Genomic DNA, 15,414 nt, shown 5'->3' with positions numbered 1-15,414 from the left:
TGTCACGTTCGGCTCGTCCTGGGAGACGCCATGATGCTTTACCACTGGTTCGAGGCCTCGGTCGCCCGGCACGGTACCCGGACGGCGCTCGAGATCGACGGCGCACGTCACACCTATCGCGAACTCGCCGGCCTGGCCGAGTCGCTGGCGGCGCGTATCCGCGAGGAGTCGCCCGTCGTTCCGGAACGGATCGGCCTGCTGGCCGAGCGCAGCGTGCTCGCCTACGCGGGCTACCTCGCCATCCAGCGCCTCGGCAAGTCCGTCGTCCCGCTCAATCCGGCTTTCCCGCAGGGCCGGACGAGCTACATGATGACGGCCTCCGGAATGGGCCTGGTGCTCGCCGACCCGCGACTGGACGTTCCGCGGATCGACGGGATCCGGGTGCTGACCGTGGATCCGGCGCTGGGCCCGCCCGCGCCGGCGACCGCGCTGCCGGACCTGCTCGACGTGCCCGAGGCCGAGGCCTACCTGCTGTTCACGTCCGGCTCGACGGGTACGCCCAAGGGCGTACCGGTCCGTCAGCGCAACGTCTCGGCGTTCTTGGAGACGGTCCGGGACAGGTACCTGCTGGACCCCAGCGCCCGCTGCTCGCAGTGCTTCGACCTGACGTTCGACCTCTCGGTGTTCGACCTCTTCGCCGTCTGGGGCGCGGGTGCCGCCCTGGTCGTGCCGAGCCGGAACGACCTGCTGCGACCGGTGCGATTCGTTGCCGCGAACGCACTCACCCATTGGTTCTCGGTGCCGTCCGCGATCAGCAGGGCGCAGGCCGGCGGCCGGCTGCGGGCGGACAGCATGCCGTCGCTGCGGCAGAGCCTCTTCTGCGGCGAACCGCTCACCTGGCAGCAGGCGCGGGCCTGGAAGGCGGCTGCCCCCGGCAGCGCGCTGAGCAATCTCTACGGGCCGACCGAGCTGACGATCAGCTGCAGCGACTTCAGCCTGCCGGTGAATCCCGACGACTGGCCGGCCACGCCCAACGGTGTGCTGCCGATCGGACTGCCCTATCCGGGCCTCGAATACGCCGTACTCGACGAGACGGGGCAGCCGGCCGCGGACGGTGAGTTGTGCGTCCGGGGTGTGCAGCGCTTCGACGGGTACCTGGATCCGGCGGCGAACGAGGGCCGGTTCCACCCTGTCTCCGGCCCGGCGGGCGACCCGGTGCCGCGCGACCACTGGTATCGCACCGGCGACCGGGTGACCACCCGCGAGGGCGTCCTGCACTTCCTCGGGCGGACCGACCACCAGGTGAAGATCAACGGCTACCGGATCGAGCTCGGCGAGATCGAGGCGGCGCTGCGCTCCAGCACCGGCGTCACCGACGCCGTCGTCGTGGCCGTGCCCGAGGCGGGCGACACCCTGGTGCTGTACGCCGTCTGCGTCGCCCCGGACCGTGAACCCGCCGAGCTGCGCGCCGAACTGGTGCGCGACCTGCCGGGCTACATGGTGCCGCGGCGCGTCCTGACGGTCGGCCAGTTGCCCGCCAACAGCAACGGCAAGGTCGACCGCCGGGCCGTCACCGACCTCGTCCGTGGCGCCACCCAACGTCTGGTGGCCGCGTGATGAGCCCGGCAGCGGAGTCGCGGACCGTGATGTCGGCACGCGAGCTGAGCGATCGCCTGTGCGCGACGGCGGCGGACGAGCCGGTGTGGGTGGACGAAGAGGAGACCGTCAGCCGGCAGGCCCTGCACCAGGAGGTCACCACCTGCCTCGACCGGCTCACGGCCGCCGGCGTCCGGCCGGGCGACTGCGTCGCGGTGCAGCTCGTACCCGGTGTCACCCTGTTCGCGCTGCTGCTGGCGGTCTGGCGGGCCGATGCCCGAGCCATGCTCCTGGACCACCGGCTGACCGAGGCCGAGACCGGCTCGCTCACCCGGCTGTGCCCACCGGAGTTCCACGTGCGGGCGGCGGCCGGCACCACCCGTTTCACGGAACGGGCGGAGCTGGTGATCGAGCGGCTGCCCGGCGGGTTCGCCTTCCCGGAGCAGGTGTGTCTCGTCCAGTTCACCTCCGGCTCGACCGGCCGGGCCAAAGTGGTCGGACGGTCCGCGGCGTCGCTGAACGCGGAGATCGACAGGTACGCCGCCATCGAGGACATGCCCGGCCCGGCGGACCGGCTCCTGCTCCTGTGCTCGCCGATACACACCTGGGGCCTGATCGGCGGAATCCTGTACGGGCTCGCGGCGAACCTGCCCCTGCTCTTCCCGTCCGCGCAGCACGGTGGCGCGATCGCCCGTGCCGCCGTGACGCTCGAGCCCACCGCCATCTTCGGCGTGGCGACGCACTTCGAGCTGCTCGGCAAGACCGCCGAGCTGCCCCGGTTGCCGCGGCTGCGCGTCGCGACCAGCGCGGGGATGATCACCAGTCCGGAGGTCGCCGAGCGGTTCCAGCAGGCGACCGGGTGCCGGCTCGGCCAGGTGTACGGCATGACCGAGGCCGGCGTGGTGACGGCCGATCTCACCGGCCGGTTCCCCGCGCCGTCCGTCGGGCGGCCGGCTCCCGGCATCACGGTCCGGGCTACCGGCGGTGAGCTGTACGTCCGGCTGGACGAGACCCCGTACCTCGTCGATGACGGCGTGGCCCGGTTCTCCGGCGGCTGGCTGCGCACGTTCGACCGCGCGGCGATCGACGCGGCGAGCGGCGCGGTCGGCATCCTCGGCCGCGCGGACTCCGTGATCGCGATCGGCGGCATCAAGATCGATCTGATGGAGATCGAGCACGTTCTCCGGGCGCACCCCGACGTCACCAACGCGGTCGTGACCTTCGACAGCGTGATCGAGGCGCACGTGGCGGCACGCAACGGGCTCACGGACCGGGCGCTCTCGGCATGGAGCCGGGAGCGGCTGAACAGCCTGAAGGCCCCGAAACGGTACTACCTGCAGGAAAAACTCATCGAGACACCGACCGGAAAGGTTATCCGTGACCGAGCACAGCTCCTCTCCGCTTTTCGAGAGCGAAACGCAGCAGTCGTCCACGCAGACCGTGGGGATCGGTAAAGACGAGATCATCGACATCCTGTCCGGTTGTGACAGTGCCGGCCTGCCGGAAACGATCGACGACGACACACTGCTCGTCATCGACTCCTACACCGCGATCTGGATCCAGCACCTGCTGGAGGAGCGGCACGGCATCGTGGTGAAGCTCAGCGGTGAGACCACCGACATCGACTCGGTGAGCGGCCTGCACGCGCTCATCAACCGAAAACTGGATGTGGGGCACGAATGACCGCCGAGGTTTTCGTCAGCGGTTACGGCGTGTTCAGTGCGTTCGGCTTCGGACCGGAAGCGCTCTTCGACGGCGCCTTCTCGGGAACACCGGCGTTCCGCCCGGTCACCCGCTTCGACGTCGCGCACTGCCGCACGGGAGTGGCGGCCACGAACGAGCAGGTCAGCGCCGGGACCGCCGGGCCGGGTGAGCTGACCGCCGAGGTGGCGAGCGCATGCGGCCGGCAGGCGCTCGACATGGCCGGCTGGCGGAACCCGGAAGAGCTTCCGCTCGTGCTGGCGACCAAGGTGCGTGCGCCTTCCGGGGAGGCGGAGTCGCCGGCCGAGATCACCGAGAAGGTCGCGGACCGGCTCGGCGTGGGCCGGCCCCGGCGTACCTTCGTCAACGCCTGCTGCGCCGCCGCGAACGCGATCATCCACGGGGCGCAACTGGTCCGGACCGGCACCGCCGCGGCGGTGCTGGCGGGCGGGGTGTTCGTGGTCGACAGGCAGGCGTTCAGCCTCTTCGACGCCGCGCAGGCGCTCGCCGTCGACGGGCGGCTGCGTCCGTTCGATCAGGACCGCAAGGGTGTTCTGCTCGGCGACGGCGGCGGGATGTTGCTGCTGGAGTCGGGTGACAGCATCCGTGCGCGCGGCGCCCAGCCGTTGGCCCGGGTGGCCGGCTGGGCGATGACCGACGACGCTTTCCACGTAGCGCAACCGCACCCGCGGGGAGCCGGCGTGGCCGCCGCGATCACGGAGGCACTCGACCGCGGGGGTGTCGGTCCCGACCAGCTCACCTACGTCAACGCCCACGGCACCGGCACCCCGCTCAACGATTCCGCCGAGGCCGCCGGGCTGCACGCCGCACTCGGGCCGCACGCGGAGCGCGTGTTCGTCAGCGGTACGAAGAGCACGACGGGCCACGCGCTGGAGGCCAGCGGCGCCCTGGAGTCGGTCATCACGCTGCTGGCGATGCGCTCCTCGGTGCTACCGCCGACGGCGGCCCTGCACCGGCCGGACACCCGGAATCCGCTGCGCCACGTCAGCACACCGGAGCGGGCCGAGGTGCCCTACGCCCTGAGCCTCAACTCGTCGGTGGGCGGCGTCAACACCGCGATCCTGCTGGCGGCGTCATGACGACGTCGCTGACCTCCGTCGACCTGATCGCCGGCGCCGAGGTCCGCAGCGGCCCGGACGTGCCGAAGCTGGCCGGTTTCATGGTTTCCGACTTCGCTCCTCTCGTGTACGCCGCCGTCCGTGAATGCCTCGGTGACCCGCGCTCGCCGCATCTGCTCGACGGTGCCGGCGGCAAGGTCGCCATGGTCCTCTGCTCACGGCGCTTCGACACGGTCACGCTGGAGCTGTCCGTCGAGCACGTGAACCGTGGCCGGGTCAGCCCGATCCTCTTCTACCAGGTGGTGCCGACCGCCGTCCTCGGCCAGATCGCCCGCGACTATCGCCTGACCGGCCCGGTGAGCTGCGTGGCCGTGACCGGTGACGCCCGCGCCGAGGCCCACGAACTGGCCCGGGTGCTGCTGGCCGACGACAGCGCGCGGTGGGTTCTCGCCCTCACCGTCGAGATGGACGCGGACCCCGCGAAGAACTTCGCGAGCGCCGACCTCGTACGGCTGGCATCGGAGCCGGCGGATCGGAACGAGGCGTGATGGCCTCGTCCGGGTCCGGCCCGAACAAGGGCGCCGTGGTGCGCGGCTCGTGGTTGGTGAGCAGCACGGCCGAGGCGGTGGTCGAGCCGACCACCTTCCAGCTGGACGGCCAGGAGTGGGATCTGCTGCCGGGTGTCTTCGCGCCGACACACTGCGTGTCGACGAGCTTCTTCACCGAGTCCGTCCCGTTCCCGGTCGGCGGATCCTTTCTCGAGGTGGGCAGCGGTGCCGGCGTGACCGCGGTGACGGCCGCGGCGCGGGGTTGCGCTCGCGTCGCCGCCACCGACATCAGCGCGGCAGCCGTCGAGAACACCGGGCGCAACGCGGTCCGGCACGGCCTGTCCGACGTGGTCGAGGTGTACGAGAGCGACATCTTCGACGGCCTGAAGCCGGACGACAGGTTCGACCTGATCTTCTGGAACTCGCCGTTCGTCGATCCTGGCGCCGACGCCGGCGCGACGGTTCGACCGGCCCGCGACGAGTTGCGCGAGCAGCTGCGGCAAGCGGTCTTCGACCCCGGTTACCGGGCGCATCAGCGGTACTTCAGCGAAGCGCGCGGCCGGCTCACCGAGGACGGCCGCCTGCTGCTCGGCTTCAGCGGTCTCGGCGACCACGCCCTGCTGCGGCGGCTCGCGACCGACGCGGGCTACCGGATCTCGGTGCTACGCACCTCCGGCGACCTCGTACGCGGCGTCGAATACCAACTCCTCGAGCTCGTACCCGACGACGAAGTGCCCGGTGAGGCCGGGCCCGATGAGGAAGTGCCCGATGACGAATAGGAGCGCCGCCGTGGGATCCACCTTCATTCCGGCCGCCGTACGCCAGGACATCGCCGACGACCCGACGGTGGGCGGCGGCAACGCGCTCGAGACCGCCATGCGGGTCAGCCCGGACGTGCACGCGCCGTACCTCTTCGCCGAACGCTTCGTCCTCGACGCCCGCGGGGTTCCGCGCGACCAGCTCAGCCTGACCGAGCTGACCGACCTCGTCGGTGCGTGGAGCTCCTGGTACGCCGGACGCGGCGTCGGACCCCGCGACCGGGTGGGCGTCCACTTCCGCGACGGTGCCAACAACCTGATCCACTACCTGGCGCTCAGCCGGCTCGGTGCGATCGCGGTGCTGATCAACGGCGAGCTGGACCCCGCGATCGTCGCCGCCTATCTGCGCCAGACCACGCCGGCCGGTCTCCAGACGGACGACGTGCGGCTGGAACGGCTCGCCGGCGTACTCCAGCCGGAGGTCGACAGCTTCTGGGTGTCCTCGATCGACAGCACGGTCCCCCCGCAGGACGGTCCGGTGCCGCCGGTGTTCCGGCATGCGGCGAGCGATCCCGTCCTGATCTGTCACACCTCGGGGACCACCGGCACACCGAAGCCGGTCATCTGGGCGCACGCCCAGATGATGGAGGGCATCCGGGCGCATCTGACCAGGTTCCGGGACCACCGGGAATCGCTGATCCTCTCCGCATTGCCGCAGTCGCACGGGTCGGCGATCGGCTACGCGTTGCTCGCCATGCTGTCCGGCGTTCCGCTGGCGCTCATGTCCGATCGCAGCGGCCGGGCCGTCGCCGCCGCGGCGGCCCGTTACCGGGCGACCATCGTCGTCGGTTTCGCCGTCACACTGGCCGAACTGGCGTTGCAGGAGGACGGCGCCGGCGGCCTCGACCAGGTCGAGCGCTGGGTGAGTGTGGGTGACGCCTCCCATCAGGCGCACATCGCCCGGCTGGTCGGGCAGGGGCGGCACTGGGTCGGCGCCAAGGCGGTACGCGGCTCGATCTTCGTGGACGGCTTCGGCACCTCGGAGCTGGGGTGGGGTGGCGTGCTGGGCGCGATCACGATTCCCGGAGTCGCGACGCCCCACCGCTGCCTCGGCGTTCCGCAGTCGTTCGCCGAGGTCGTCGTGCTGCGGCCGGACGGCACGCTCGCCGAGACGAACGAGGTCGGCCTGCTCGGCGTGAAAGGCCTGACCGTGACGCCCGGCTACTGGAACGACTCGGACAAGACCTACCGCAGCCTGCTGAACGGCTACTGGACCACCGGCGACCTGGTCTACCGCGACAAAGCGGACCGCTTCTACCACGTGGACCGGGCGGTCGACGCGATCCAGACCGCGGGCGGCACCGTCTACTCGATCCTGACCGAGGAGATCCTGCTCGCTCACCTGCCCGAGATCGAAGACTGCGTGGTGGTGGCGGCCGGAGAGTCCGGTGAGGTGTGTGCCATCGCGCTGGTTCACCTGCGTGACGGCTTCAGCACCGACGGCATGCTGACCCGGGTCAACGAGGTCCTGGACGGCTTGGGCCGCGCGCGGCTCGCCGACGTCCGTGCCGCGGACGCGAGAACGGTGCCGGTCGGTGTCACCGGAAAGGTGCTCAAACGCAAACTCCGCCGTGAGTACGCCGCCACGGCCGCCCAGGAAACGGCGAAGTAAGCACCGAGCGCGGCCAGCAACGCAGCCCCGAGAGTCGACCAGGAGGACTGATGTCAAGCGCCCAGATCCGGGGCATCCGTGCGGGCTTCTCCGAGAACGAGGAGACGCCATGACCACGGCTGCCGGGCAGCACCCGGCCCCGAGCACGCGATGGCCGCTAGCGGTCCTCGTCAGGTACGCGTTCGCGCAGGCGCCGGCCGCGGCCGCCGCGACCGCCGTCACCGCCGTCGTCGCCGGCGCCGCCCCGGTCGGCATCACCATCGCGATCGGCGAGTTGGTCGACGGGCTCACCTCGGCGATCGGCCACGGCGTGGACACCCCCGCGGCGCGGGCGTGCTACCGCTGGGTCGCCGTCATCGCGGTGCTGTTCTTCCTCACCTACCTCGCCGAGTCGGCGCGGACGGTCCTGGGCCGGGCGCTCGGCCGCCGGGTCACCGGCCGGCTCAGCGAGCGGGTGATGATGGCCGCCTCCGAGCCGGCCACGATCGGCCACCTCGAGGACTCCGCCTACCTGCGCCGGCTCGGCCGGGCACAGGGCGAGGGCACCATCGACATGCCACCCGGCGAGGCGGTGTTCGGCTTCTTCACGCGATCCTCGCTCTGGGTGACCGCCATCGGCTCCGCGGCACTGCTCACCCAGGTCACCTGGGGGCTGGGCCTGCTCGTCTTCGCGATCTTCATCCTGATTCATTCCCGGCTGGTCCGGAACTACCGGATCGCCGTCATCGAAACCGTGAACCAGACCGGCAAGCTGCGCCGCACGTCCTACCTGCGCGACGTGCCGACCACACCGGGCGCGGCCCGGGAGGTCCGGCTCTTCGGCCTCGCCACCTTCTTCCGGGACGCCTACCAGGAACAGTGGCTGCCGAACATGGTCGAGGTCTGGCAGCGGCGGCGCGAACACCGTCTGTTCGTCGTCACGGTGGTCGTGGTCACGGGCGTCACGGTCGCCGCCGTCTTCCACTACTTGGGCCACCGCGCCGCCACCGGCGGTATGACGGTCGGTGACCTGGCGATCGGCGGCCTGGCGGTCCGCGCGCTGCTACAGATCCTCCGGGCTGACGAGGACGACCTCCGGATGGGCTTCGGATCGAAGGCGGCAGGCGAGGCGCTCGCCTTCCCCGTCGTCGAGTCGCGGCCCGCGTCCGCCAGGAAGTCGTGGCCGGCACCGGCCGGGGCGATCTCCTGCACGAATCTGCGCTTCCGTTACGGCGGCGCGACGACCGAGGTGCTGCACGGCATCGACCTCACCATCCCCGCCGGTCAGTCGCTTGCCATCGTCGGGCTCAACGGCGCGGGCAAGACGACGCTCGCCCGGCTCGTCGCCGGCTTGGACGCCGCGAGCGACGGTTCCGTACGCGTCGGTGGAACCACCGTGGACGACGCCGGCCGCCGCGGCTGGCAGCGTCAGGTGGTCGCCGTCTTCCAGGACTTCGCGCGTTACGAGTTCACCGTGCGCGACAACATCGCGTTCGGTTGCCTCGAACACGCCGACGACGAGGACGGACTGCGCGCGGCGGCGCGTCAGGCCGGGATCCTGACCTTCATCGAGAAGCTGCCGAACGGCTGGGACACCGTGATGTCCAGCGGGGTCGCGGGTGGTGTCGACGCGTCCGGCGGCGAGTGGCAGCGCATCGCGATAGCGCGGGCCCTCTTCGGTCTGCGGCACGGCGCCCAACTGCTGATCATGGACGAGCCGGCCGCGAGCCTCGACGCCCGCGCCGAGGCTCGGCTGTACGACACGTTCCACGAGCTGACCGCGGGTGTCACCACCATCGCGATCTCGCACCGTTTCGCGACGGTGCGCAAGGCGGAGCGGGTGGTGGTGCTCGATCAGGGCCGGATCATCGAGGACGGGACGCACGACGAGCTGATCACCGCCGACGGCCGGTACGCCGAGCTGTTCCGGCTGCAGGCGAAGCGTTTCGAGGAGGTGTCAGCGTGATCAGTGCCTTGCGTTTCACCCTGTCCATCGCACCCCGCACCGACCGGTTCCGGTCCGCGATCGTGGTGGCGGTGGCGATTCTCGAACAGGCCACCGGGTTCGGGCTGGCCCTGCTGCTCGGCTTGTTCAGTGAAGTGGCGCGGCGGCACTCGACCGACGGCCTCGTGGTCCTCGCGCTCTGCGTCGCGGTCTTCGTGATGGTCACCCAGGGCACGTTCATCGCCGGCTACTTCACCCGGCTGCGCCTCCAGGAGGAGATCCAGAACGAGGTCGAACGCCGGATCATCGACGTGGTCGGCACGACGCCGACCCTGGAGATCCACGAGAACTCCGGCCGTTCCGAGCGAGCCGCGGTGGTCCGCGGTGCGCGCAACGAGATCGGTCCGGGGTTCGACAGGCTGATGTGGCTGGCCGGCGCCGCGCTGGCGCTGATCGGCTCGGCCGTCCTGATGGCCTCGGTCGTGCCGGTCCTGGCCCTGCTGCCGCTGTTCGCCGTCCCCACGGTGCTGGCCACCCAGGCGGCGGACAAGAAGCGCGGCAAGGCCGTCGAGCGTGCCACGCCCAGCACCCGGCTGGCCGGTCACCTGTTCCAGCTCGCCACCACCGCCGCACCCGCGCGGGAGACCCGCCTCTTCGGACTCGCCGGTGAGCTGCGGTCCCGGCATCGCACCACGTGGGACGAGGCGGGACGTGACATCGCGCGCAGCGACGGGCGCGCCCGTCTGCCGGTCGTGCTGGCCTGGCTGTTCTTCGTGCTGGCGTACGCGGCCGCCATCGTGCTCATGGTGCGCGCCGGACTCTCCGGCGACGCCTCGCTCGGACTGGTCGTCGCGGCCGTCGCGGTCAGCAGCCAGATCACCGGACAGGTGCAGGGTCTGCTGAGCCTGACCTTCTGGACGATGGAGTCGTTGCGGGCCACCAGGGCCTTCCTCGACGTCGTGGCGGACGGTGCCGCGGAGACGGCGGCGGTCGTTCCGGCCACGCCGGCGCCGGTGCCGCCCAAGCTGAGCGGCGGCATCAAGCTGGAGGGCCTGAGCTTCCAATACTGGAACCGCGAGCAGCGGTCGCTCAGCGACATCGACCTCGAACTGCCGGCCGGCGCCGTCGTGGCCCTGGTCGGCGAGAACGGCGCGGGGAAGTCGACGCTCGTCAAGATGCTCTGCGGTCTCTACCGGCCGAGCGCCGGGCGCATCCTGGTGGACGGCACCGACCTCACGCGGTTCGCGCCGGACGAGTGGCGCGCGCGGATCACGGCGGCCTTCCAGGACCCGGTGCACATCGAGATGTCCCTGCAGGACACGATCGGGCTCGGCTCGCTCGGGCATCGCGACGACGCGGACCGGATCCGCGAGGCGCTGCGGACGGCCGGCGGTGATCGGCTTCTCGCCTCGCTGCCCGACGGATTGCGAACACGGCTCGGCCGGGAGTCGTGGGACGGCAAGGGCCTGTCGGGCGGCCAGTGGCAGACGGTCGCCAACGCCCGCGCCGCGATGCGGCACGCGCCGCTGCTCCGGGTCCTGGACGAGCCCTCGGCCAGCCTCGACGCGCATGCCGAGGAGTGGTTGTTCCAGCAGTACACCGAGCTGAGCCGGCTGGACGGTGGCGTGACGGTCCTGGTCACGCATCGCATCACCAGCGCACGGGCGGCCGATCTGATCGTCGTCCTGGACGGCGGCCGGGTCGCCGAGGTCGGCACCCACGACGCGCTGAGCCGGGCCGACGGGTTGTACGCCGAACTGTTCCACCTGCAGGCCCGGTACTTCGTCTGATCGAGGAAACCGGAACTGATCAACGTAGCCGAGACGGGGAGAGCTGGCGTGCGGCAAGAACAGACGAGGTTTTCCGGAGGACGGCAACGCACCGGTCCGTTGCCGTCCGGGCTCGCGCAACTGGACTGGCTGGCGCACCGGTCGGGCGCACCCGCGCTGCTGCCCAACATCAGCTGGGTCATCGCCGTCCCGGACGGCCTGACGGATGAAGCGGTGGGCGGCGCGGTGAGCGCGCTGCTGCTCCGGCACGAGATCCTGCGTACGTCCTTCGACGCGGACGACGACGGGCGGCCGCGCCAGAACGTCTACGAGGACGTCGTCGCGGTGATTCCGCTGCTCGAGGACGAGGATGCGCAACGCGTCTTCACCGAGGCGCCGTTCGACATCGCCTCCGAACCTCCGATCCGATTCGCCCGTACGCCGGCAGGCGACCTGGTCCTCGTCGTCGCGCACCTCGCCGCGGACGGTCTGGGGTCCTGGATCCTCTTCTCCGATCTCACCGAGCTGCTGGCCGCACGGGCGCAACAGCGCCCCGAGCGGCTGAGCGCGAAGGTGCCGCAGCCCATCGACTGGGCGCTGCACGAGCGCGACCGCGGCCGGGCGCGGGCCGAGTCGGCCGTCCGGTACTGGAACAGCGCGCTGACGGACTTCCCGGTGACGGTGCTGCCGGTGAGCCGCGGCGAACCGGGAGCCGACGTGGTGCGCGCGGCGCTCGAATCGCCCGCCGCGATCCGGGCGCTGGCGCGCCTGAACGAGAGCCTGAACGCGACCCCGGCGTCGATCTTCACTGCCGCCGCCTATCTCGCGCTGGCGCTCCAGTTCGGTCATGACCGGCTGAGCCTCTGCCTGACCTGGGCGTACCGGGAGTTCCCGGCCACCCGCGAGCTGGTCGCCGCGGTCATGCGAGACATGCCGCTGCTTGTCGATCTGCGGGGGGAGCCGTCGTTCTCCGACGTCCTGCGGCGGCTGCAGAAGGCCGTCCTGGTCGCCGGCCGCCACATGAGCTTCGACGTCCTGGAGTTCCACGAGAGCGCGGGACGGACCGAGGCGGAACGGGGAGGCTTCCTGCCCGGTCCCGAGTCGATCAGCCTCATCCTCGACGGCGTCGACTGGCCGGCGGCCAGGGCGGGCAGCGATCCTCGTGACCTGCTGGCCGACTCGCGCGTGTCGGCGTACCGGACGAACGAGTCATGGGACGTCTGCAACCTGTACCTCGGCGCCGAGACGATCGAGGGCCGGTTGCACATCGAGGCGCGCTTCGACGCCTCGGTCATGGACGAGCGGGACAGCCTCCGGCTGGTCCGGTTGATCGAGGCGATCCTGGTGGAGGCCGCGACCTCCGGTGACCTGACGTTCGCGGACGCCCGATCGCTGGCGGCCGAACCGTGGCGCCCGGACGGACGCTGGGCGAGAGCCGGCGGCGCCTGGGTGGATCTCGACTTTCTCGCGGGCCGCCTCCGCGAGCACCCCGCGGTGCGCGAGGCCGGTGTCCATGACGAGCAGGGACGAGTGACCGCACACGTCAGCGCGGATCTGCAGCCGTGGGAGTTGCGCGATTTCCTGCTCTCGACCGACAACGGCCGTACCGCCGTGCTCAGCCCGCACCACTTCGTCGTGACCCGTACGGACGGGGAAACGGTCGAGGGTTCGGGCGTCGACCGGCCCATGCTGTCGCCGTCGAGCGCGGCGCAGCGTGCGCTCCGGTACGCGGTCGCCGAGGCCAACGACCTGGACGAGCTGTCGATGGCCGCCACCTATCTGACGGCGGGCGGCCGTCTCCACCTTGCTCCCCGCGTGCTGTCCCTGCTCCGGGAACGCGGGTTCGAGGGACTCACGGTCGCCGAGTTGCGTCGCCCCACGAGCCTCACCGCGCTCGCCGGCCGCCTGCGGCCACGTCGGCAGCGGCCGAACCGGCCACCGGCCGGGCAAGTATCGATCGAGAGGGAACGGAACAATGTCTGATCGTGTGATGTGGTTCAACGGGGCGTGCGTTCCCTGGGAGGACGCCCGGGTCCATGTCTGGGACGAGCTCGCCCTGCGCGGTGCCAACGTGTTCGAGGGCATCACGGCGTTCTGGAACGCCGCCGAGCGCCGGCACGAGGTGCTGGCCGGCGACGCGCACCTCGACCGGCTCTACCAGTCCGCCCTGGCCGCCGACATCCCGGCGCCGATGGAGAGGGCCGGGGTGTTCGCCGCGCTCGCCGAGGTCGCCGCGCACATGGGCGGCATGGACATCTACCTGCGCCCGACGTTCTATGCCAAGCGGGGACGCTCCACCCTGGCGCTGGACAGCGAGGGCGCCATGTACATCGGCGGCTTCCCCTACCGGCCCAGTGCACCGCCGGCCGTCCGGGCGATCGTGAGCAGCCACCGGCGCTTCGGCGGCCCGATCGGGGCGCACGCCAAGTCGGGCGGCTCATACCTCGACTTCCGCGTGTTCGAGCGGGAACGCCTGCAGCACGGTGTCGATCACGTCTTCTTCCTCAACGACCACGGTCACGTCGCCGAGGCGGACGGCGCCGCGATCCTGCTGATCCGGGACAAGCAGGTGATCACGCCGTCGGTGGCCTCCGGCGTCCTCGACTCGATCACCAAGCGCATCGTGCTGGACATCGCACGCGGACTCGGTTACCGGGTCGAGGAGCGGCCGGTCCGGCGGGACGAGCTGTACCAGGCCAAGGTGGTGCTGGCCGGTACGCTGCTCGGGCTGCGCAACGTGGACACCGTGGACGGACACGCCACCGTGGACGCCGGCGCGGAGGACACGGCTGCCACGCTGGCCGCCGAATACGGCCGGTTGTGCCGCGGTGAGAGCTCGCTCGCGTCGGCCTACCTGACCCCGCTGACGTGAACACGTCGTTGCGCGTCAGACCGTGGATGCAGGATGTCGACGTGGTGGCGGTCATCGCCGGCCCCGCCACGGAGACCGGTCTCGGCACCGAGATCCGGGTCAGCCTGCGTACCGGCGACGTGCTGGCCAAGGCCCCGAACAGCCGCGACCGGCTGCTGCTGGCCGGGTTGGGCCCGCTGCGCTCGGCGACGCGCTCCGGCGAGGGCGAAGTACTGCTCGAGACCCTGTCCGGCGAGCGTTGGCTGGTACGGATGTCACCGGTGTCCGGCCTGGTCGCCGCCGTCGAGCCGGCCACCAGCCCTCCGCCCGCACCACGGAGAAGCGACCGATGCGTGACAGTGATGTGATCGTGGCCGGTGCCGGCATGGCCGGCCTGCTGACCGCCGTGGCCCTCACCCGTCGCGGCGTCAACGTGCTGCTGATCGAGCCGGCGCAGGTCGGCGCCGGCCAGTCCGGTCAGTCGCACGGCTACCTGCACCAGGGCTACGCCTACGGCCCGGATGAGCCGCGCCTGCCGGCCCTGCTGGGCAGCGCGGCCCGATACTGGCAAGGGCTGCTCGCGCGGATCGCGCCGGTGACCGCGGACTCCACCATCGCGTTCTCCGACCCGGACGCCGTACGCCGGGCCGAAAGGTTCTGGCGGGCTTCGGGGCTGGCGGTGCGCCCGCGTGCCACTCCCCGGTGGCTGACCGGCACGTCCGTCGCCTGCTTCGGCAGCGCCGAGCCCACGTACAACGTCGGTGACATCCTGCGCGGGCTGGGCGCGCAGGCCGGCTCCGCCGGTGTCGAGGCGCGGCGGGGCGCGGTGGAACGCATCGACGAGTGCGGCGACGGCATAGTCGCCCGCGTCACCGAGCCGGACGGCGGCACCGCGATCGTCCGGGCCAGGACCGCGGTCCTGGCGGCGGGCGCCGGCACGCCCGGGTTGCTGGCCCGTTCCGGGTTACCGGCCGCGGTCCAGCTCCGCAAGGCTTTCATGCTGGTCCTGCGGGGACACCTGCCGGCGGTCAGCGCGCTGTTCCCGGAATACCAGCAGCACGGCCTGTTCTTGGCCAGCCGCGTCGGCGACGAGCAGGCCACCTGGCTGGTCTCCGACTTCCAATCCTTCGACAGCGGCGGCCGCGACTCCGGCCAGCTCGCGGGCTGGTGGGCCCGCCGGGTGCTGCAGACGTTGGCCCGCTTGATCGACGCGGCGACGCTCGCCCGCGTCGACGCGGTCTCGGGCTACTCGGCCACCAAGTCCGGACTGCTGCCCAGCAGCGGAACCGTGGCACACGAGTTCGGGATCGACCTGCTCGACGGCCGCGTGGTCGTCGCCAGCCCGTCCAAGCTGACGCTGTCACCACTGGCGGCCCGGCATGCGGTGCGCACCGTCACGGCCCGGCTGGGCCTGCGGCCCGACGACGACTTCGGCTGGGATCCGATCGTCCCGGTGCCACGGGACCGCGCGCCGGCGCGTGAGGCCTGGGAGACCTCGATGACCGTGCTGGAACGTCCCGAGCTGCCGGGTGTGTTCCCCGACATCCAGACGCTCAGCGAGCTCTACCGACGGTGA

At 71.3% G+C, this 15,414-nt stretch carries 13 protein-coding genes; all 13 read left to right on the top strand.

The features are described from left to right. Nucleotides 1-30: 30 nt before the first annotated feature. The 13 genes from Aut01nite_RS30510 (at nt 31) to Aut01nite_RS30450 (ending at nt 15,414) form a co-directional block, all read left to right on the top strand. Nucleotides 31-1,557, top strand: a complete 1,527-nt coding sequence (locus Aut01nite_RS30510) for an amino acid adenylation domain-containing protein (protein WP_043524613.1) — start codon at nt 31-33, stop codon at nt 1,555-1,557. Beyond that, nucleotides 1,557-2,990, top strand: coding sequence for a class I adenylate-forming enzyme family protein (locus Aut01nite_RS30505; protein ID WP_083998876.1), 1,434 nt, complete (start codon nt 1,557-1,559; stop codon nt 2,988-2,990). The genes Aut01nite_RS30510 and Aut01nite_RS30505 overlap by 1 nt, the downstream gene beginning before the upstream one ends. Continuing rightward, nucleotides 2,977-3,219: a hypothetical protein gene (locus Aut01nite_RS30500; RefSeq protein WP_043524614.1), complete on the top strand. Its 243-nt coding sequence runs from the start codon at nt 2,977-2,979 to the stop codon at nt 3,217-3,219. The genes Aut01nite_RS30505 and Aut01nite_RS30500 overlap by 14 nt, the downstream gene beginning before the upstream one ends. Continuing rightward, nucleotides 3,216-4,337 carry a beta-ketoacyl-[acyl-carrier-protein] synthase family protein gene (locus Aut01nite_RS30495; protein ID WP_043524615.1) on the top strand — a complete coding sequence of 374 codons (1,122 nt, stop codon included), beginning with the start codon at nt 3,216-3,218 and terminating at the stop codon, nt 4,335-4,337. Before Aut01nite_RS30500 ends, Aut01nite_RS30495 begins: the two co-directional genes overlap by 4 nt. Beyond that, a complete protein-coding gene (locus Aut01nite_RS30490; protein WP_052163640.1) occupies nt 4,334-4,864 on the top strand; it encodes a hypothetical protein in 531 nt (176 codons plus the stop codon). The genes Aut01nite_RS30495 and Aut01nite_RS30490 overlap by 4 nt, the downstream gene beginning before the upstream one ends. Beyond that, the gene (locus Aut01nite_RS30485) at nt 4,864-5,643 is read left to right on the top strand and encodes a methyltransferase (protein ID WP_083998878.1); all 780 of its coding nucleotides are present in this window, start codon (nt 4,864-4,866) and stop codon (nt 5,641-5,643) included. Before Aut01nite_RS30490 ends, Aut01nite_RS30485 begins: the two co-directional genes overlap by 1 nt. A 10-nt stretch (nt 5,644-5,653) precedes the next feature. Continuing rightward, nucleotides 5,654-7,294: a class I adenylate-forming enzyme family protein gene (locus tag Aut01nite_RS30480; RefSeq protein WP_161790626.1), complete on the top strand. Its 1,641-nt coding sequence runs from the start codon at nt 5,654-5,656 to the stop codon at nt 7,292-7,294. Between the two features lie 109 nt (nt 7,295-7,403). After that, nucleotides 7,404-9,239 carry an ABC transporter ATP-binding protein gene (locus tag Aut01nite_RS30475; RefSeq protein ID WP_043524616.1) on the top strand — a complete coding sequence of 612 codons (1,836 nt, stop codon included), beginning with the start codon at nt 7,404-7,406 and terminating at the stop codon, nt 9,237-9,239. After that, entirely contained in the window at nt 9,236-11,008 is a 1,773-nt protein-coding gene (locus Aut01nite_RS30470; RefSeq protein ID WP_043524617.1) for an ABC transporter ATP-binding protein, read from the top strand. Before Aut01nite_RS30475 ends, Aut01nite_RS30470 begins: the two co-directional genes overlap by 4 nt. A gap of 99 nt (nt 11,009-11,107) precedes the next feature. Next, nucleotides 11,108-12,970 (top strand): condensation domain-containing protein, encoded by a 1,863-nt coding sequence (locus Aut01nite_RS30465; protein WP_043524618.1) that lies wholly within the window; start codon nt 11,108-11,110, stop codon nt 12,968-12,970. After that, nucleotides 12,963-13,859, top strand: a complete 897-nt coding sequence (locus Aut01nite_RS30460; RefSeq protein WP_083998885.1) for an aminotransferase class IV — start codon at nt 12,963-12,965, stop codon at nt 13,857-13,859. The genes Aut01nite_RS30465 and Aut01nite_RS30460 overlap by 8 nt, the downstream gene beginning before the upstream one ends. 26 nt (nt 13,860-13,885) lie before the next feature. Continuing rightward, a complete protein-coding gene (locus Aut01nite_RS30455) occupies nt 13,886-14,206 on the top strand; it encodes a hypothetical protein (RefSeq protein WP_043524620.1) in 321 nt (106 codons plus the stop codon). Further along, complete coding sequence (locus Aut01nite_RS30450; RefSeq protein ID WP_083998887.1) at nt 14,188-15,414, top strand: NAD(P)/FAD-dependent oxidoreductase; 1,227 nt, start codon at nt 14,188-14,190, stop codon at nt 15,412-15,414. The genes Aut01nite_RS30455 and Aut01nite_RS30450 overlap by 19 nt, the downstream gene beginning before the upstream one ends.

This window comes from Actinoplanes utahensis (assembly GCF_016862455.1).
In the GTDB taxonomy this organism is placed as follows: Bacteria; Actinomycetota; Actinomycetes; order Mycobacteriales; family Micromonosporaceae; genus Actinoplanes; species Actinoplanes utahensis.
The sequence above is the reverse complement of the archived record's forward strand: the minus strand, read 5'-3'. Positions and strand labels throughout refer to the sequence as shown.